We start from the raw sequence: 3,810 nt of genomic DNA on the forward strand, positions 1-3,810 counted from the left end.
TTCTTCTGCACATAAATACAAATATTTGTATCAATCATGTATCGCATAAAACCCCTCGCTTTGTTGGAATCTCAACATCGCGGCCATCCGGCATGAAATCTTCCGTAAATCCATTCACTCCTTTCATGAAGATTTCCCACTTTTCATTTTCCGAGATGGAATCACTTTCGTGAATTTCCGCACCTAATTGTTGAAATGCCAACTTTTTCAACAACTGCGACATACTCAATCCTTTTACGCGCGCTGCCTTCACAAGCCTTCTGCGCTCCATAGAATCAAGTGTAACATTCACGGTACACATGTCATCCACCCCCTTAGTTCTAATTATATTCATCAAATCGCCTATCGTCAAGTCTAAAGAAGAAAAGGGCTGTGCATAAGTCATTTCAGACTCATGCACAGCCCTGTTCTATCTACGAGAGCTTTTCTCGCACACCTTTCTTCCCGTCAGAAGCTCCAGCGAAGCCCTGCGTCGATGCGCCAATCGGTCTTGATATCGCCGCCGAAGGTCTTTTCGAACGTGCCGTAGAGGCTCGTCTTGTCATTGAGCTTCGTCGTGCCACCGAGCTGGATGCCGACCCATGTGTCCCTACCTCTCTGCGTCGTGCTCTTCGGCGTGAAGCCGTCGGAGTAGTCCGTCGAGATGTCGCCCGCAAATTCATGGTAGAGCGATGCTTTGAGGAACCATGTGCTGCGCTTTGTTTCTTGGCCGAAGCCGACGCCGAGACGACCGATGAAGCTGTTCATCGCGCTTTGACGCACATACATCTTCTTCCCGATATAGTCCGTATCGCCCGTGTAGTTGACGCCGTTCAAATGGCTGTAAATCATCTCGATCTGCGGCTCGATGAAGCTGCCATTCTTCATGTCGATTCGCCTGCCGTACTCCGCCGAGAGTGCGCTGCCCCATGTGTGATAGTCGCCCTTGACGTAGTGACCGAAGTCGTTGTAGACGGTATATTCGTTCGTGAGCCTGCCAATCTTCGCGATGAGGTCGACGTACTCGCCGTTCTTGCCTGTCCATGTGCCGTAGACGCCGAGGTTGCCTTCCTTGTTCTCGCCGCTACCGCTCTCATAGGATGAGCTTCCCTTCATGTAGCTTCCAGCAACGCCGACACGCCAGTCGTCTCCGACCTTCTTATCGTAGCCGACCTGAATCGTCGTGTAGTTCATGGTAAAGTTCGTCTTGTCCTTGTCGCTCGACGACTTGCCGCGATAGATACGCGCCCAGACACCCTCGTCCTCCGGCGAGAGCCTAAGGTCGCCCATGCGCTTCATGAGATCGTTCGATTCGGCGCGCCACGTCATCATGGATGCCGTCATCGCCGACTTGACGCCGCGCATAAGCTTCGTCTCGTAGTCGCCGTAATGAAGATCGGATGTGGGGTTCGAACCGACGCCCTTGACCGTTCCATCGTTTTGGAAGAGCACTTCATACGTCCGCGCCGAAGTCGTGAGCGTATCGCCCATCACGGCATTGACTTTGAGGTTCTTGATCCTTTGCCCTTCGATATTTGCAGCATCCCCGCGATAGACAAACTGCTGTGCCAAGGTATCTGCAACCTTCTTGTCCGTTTGCGGATTGCCGGTGGTCGCATCTGTGGAGAGCGACACTTCGTTGTCCGTGCCTTCAACATTTTTCACCGCGAATTTTCCTGTATGTTCCAAGGTCAAAGCACCGTCCGAGGTCGTCTTGCCTTTATAGAACACTTTCGTCTTGCCGCTGAAATTTTCGACGTTGACAGGCCCTGCCGACTGCTGTTTAATCAAACTTCCTGCTTGGGCTTTCAGCGCTGTCAGATCCGAAGCAGCCGTGACTTCCCATGTCGCGGTTTTGCCCATTTCCAGCGTACGTTCTGCCACTTTGTCTGCCGATACGGCCGTCATCGCCGATGCAGAGCAGAAGCCGCTCATGCCCGAACGGATGCTGCCGCGGAAAAAGGCATGATCGCCCATCAGCGAGAGATGAACCGCCCCGCCTTTGCTGACGATGTTGCTCTCGATCTTCGAGCCTTGCCCGTTGAGGTTGATGTCAAGGCTGCCCGATTGCTGTTTGATGTCGCCGATGAGGGTACTCTTCTTGCCCGCATCATCAAGTGTGATCGCGCCGCCGATGTTCTCCACCGCGCCTTTGACATCAAAGCCCGCCTTGAGATTCACATTGGCGCCTTTCGCCGCTTGAATGCTGTGTCCTGCCGCTTCCGTCGCCTGCACTTCTACGCGATCGCCGTCGATATGGACTTGGCTGTTTTCCTGCGCACGAATGCCTGCATCTTTGCCTTGGAGCGCAAGCGTCGTACCCGAGGCGGCGGATACGTTGAGCTTATGCCCTGCGGCGGCATCGACGGCGCGATCGGCTTTGATCGCCGTAGACTTGGAGAATTCGTACTTGTTGCCGTCCTTGAGCACCCCGCTTGTGATGTAGTCGCCGTCCGTACCCATATCACCGGTAAGCGGCATCGTGTACTCCGTCTTTTCCTGCGGCGTCGATACATCTTCCACAGGCGTATATTTATAACTGCCCGCGCCGCTCGTTTCATCGAAGGAAATCGCGCCCGTGCGGCTGACGGACGAGGCGACCAACCCTTCAGCGATCTCCGCTTTACCCGTGAGATTGCGCTCTCCGTCTTTGTATGCCGTATATGTGAGTTTCTTGGCGAGCGCATCGAGCGTCGCGTTGACGAGGTTGCGATCCTTCGCCTGCGTCGAGTTCGTATTCAGCCCGTCGTTATCCGTGCGAAGCGTGATCGTACTGTTTTCCTTCGCCTTTTCGATTGTGGTCTTGCCGCCGTAGATCGTCGTCGGCGATGCTGCATCGTGACGATAGAGCAGCGTCGTCGAGCCGCTGTATTCTGCGATCGTGAGATCGCCCGTTTCTCCAAGCCCCTTCTCTTCGATCGAGGAAGAGCCTGCCTGCACGGGGGCGCCGCTCAGGCTCTTGCTCGAAGCGAGGAAGCGATTCTCCCCGCGCATGTCGATGAAGCCGCCTTCGCCTGTGAAGTAGCGGACGCGGCTGATCGCCGGCTTGTTGCTCTGATCCGTCTGCTCGGGCATGATGGCGTTGTACCATGTAGCGCCGTCGGAGAGAGTGAGCTGCAAGTTGTTGCCGATGTTGAAGCCCGTCCATTTCGTCCCTTCGCCGCTCATCTCCATCTTCATCGAGCCGTTGGAAAAGCCCTTCCAGTACGAGCCGTTCTTCATGAAGAGGTTGACTGCGCCGAGCTGCCCCGGTGTCACACCGTAGCCGCTCGTATCGGCGTAGTTGCCGATCCAATGCGATTCCTTCGTAGATAGACCGACGGAAACGCGCCCCTTCGTGCCCATGCCGCCGTTTGTGACGATATCGCCCTCGATGACGGCACGATTTTTCCCTGCGCCATTGGCAAGACCGTCCTTATCCTTCGTGACGTTGAAGTTCACCGTGCCATAGTTCTGCGTAACAAACTCGCCATAGGCGCGGATCGCCGCCCATGCACCGTTGATCGCACGGATCGTACCGCCGCCGATGTTGATCGTCGAAGCGACGGCGCTGACGGCTTCGTTCGCGCCCTTACCGTTCGTCTTGACATCGGCATCCGCGAGCACGTCGACAAGACCGTCGATCGTGATGTTCGACTCGACGCCATGCACGCCGTTCATCGACTTGATGACGGCGACATGCGATGGCGCTTTGCCGTTGGCGCGCACCTTGAGTACCTTATTTTCCAGGTTGTCACCGCCGTTTTCAATATGGATCGAGCCGCCGCTGTTGACGAAGAGTGCCGCCGTCTGACTGCCGCCCAGGCTCTCTGCATCGACGGAGATCGCGCC

2 protein-coding genes are annotated in these 3,810 nt (G+C 55.6%); both read right to left on the reverse strand.

Features of this window, described 5'->3' with window-relative positions; translation table 11 throughout:
- Positions 1 to 34: 34 nt before the first annotated feature.
- Complete coding sequence (locus ACTTKG_RS09625; protein ID WP_442673988.1) at positions 35 to 301, reverse strand: hypothetical protein; 267 nt, start codon at positions 299 to 301, stop codon at positions 35 to 37.
- A 146-nt stretch (positions 302 to 447) separates the two neighbouring features.
- Positions 448 to 3,810, reverse strand: a 3,363-nt coding sequence (locus tag ACTTKG_RS09630; protein ID WP_442673989.1) for an autotransporter outer membrane beta-barrel domain-containing protein, incomplete at its 5' end; no start/stop codon positions are given.

Origin of the sequence: Selenomonas sp. (assembly GCF_052169755.1) — a bacterium.
Classification (GTDB): domain Bacteria; phylum Bacillota; class Negativicutes; order Selenomonadales; family Selenomonadaceae; genus Selenomonas.

Coding starts and splice junctions, on each gene's coding strand:
- ACTTKG_RS09625 (WP_442673988.1), bottom strand. CDS start 301: ATGTGTACCGTGAATGTTACACTTGATTCTATGGAGCGCAGAAGGCTT.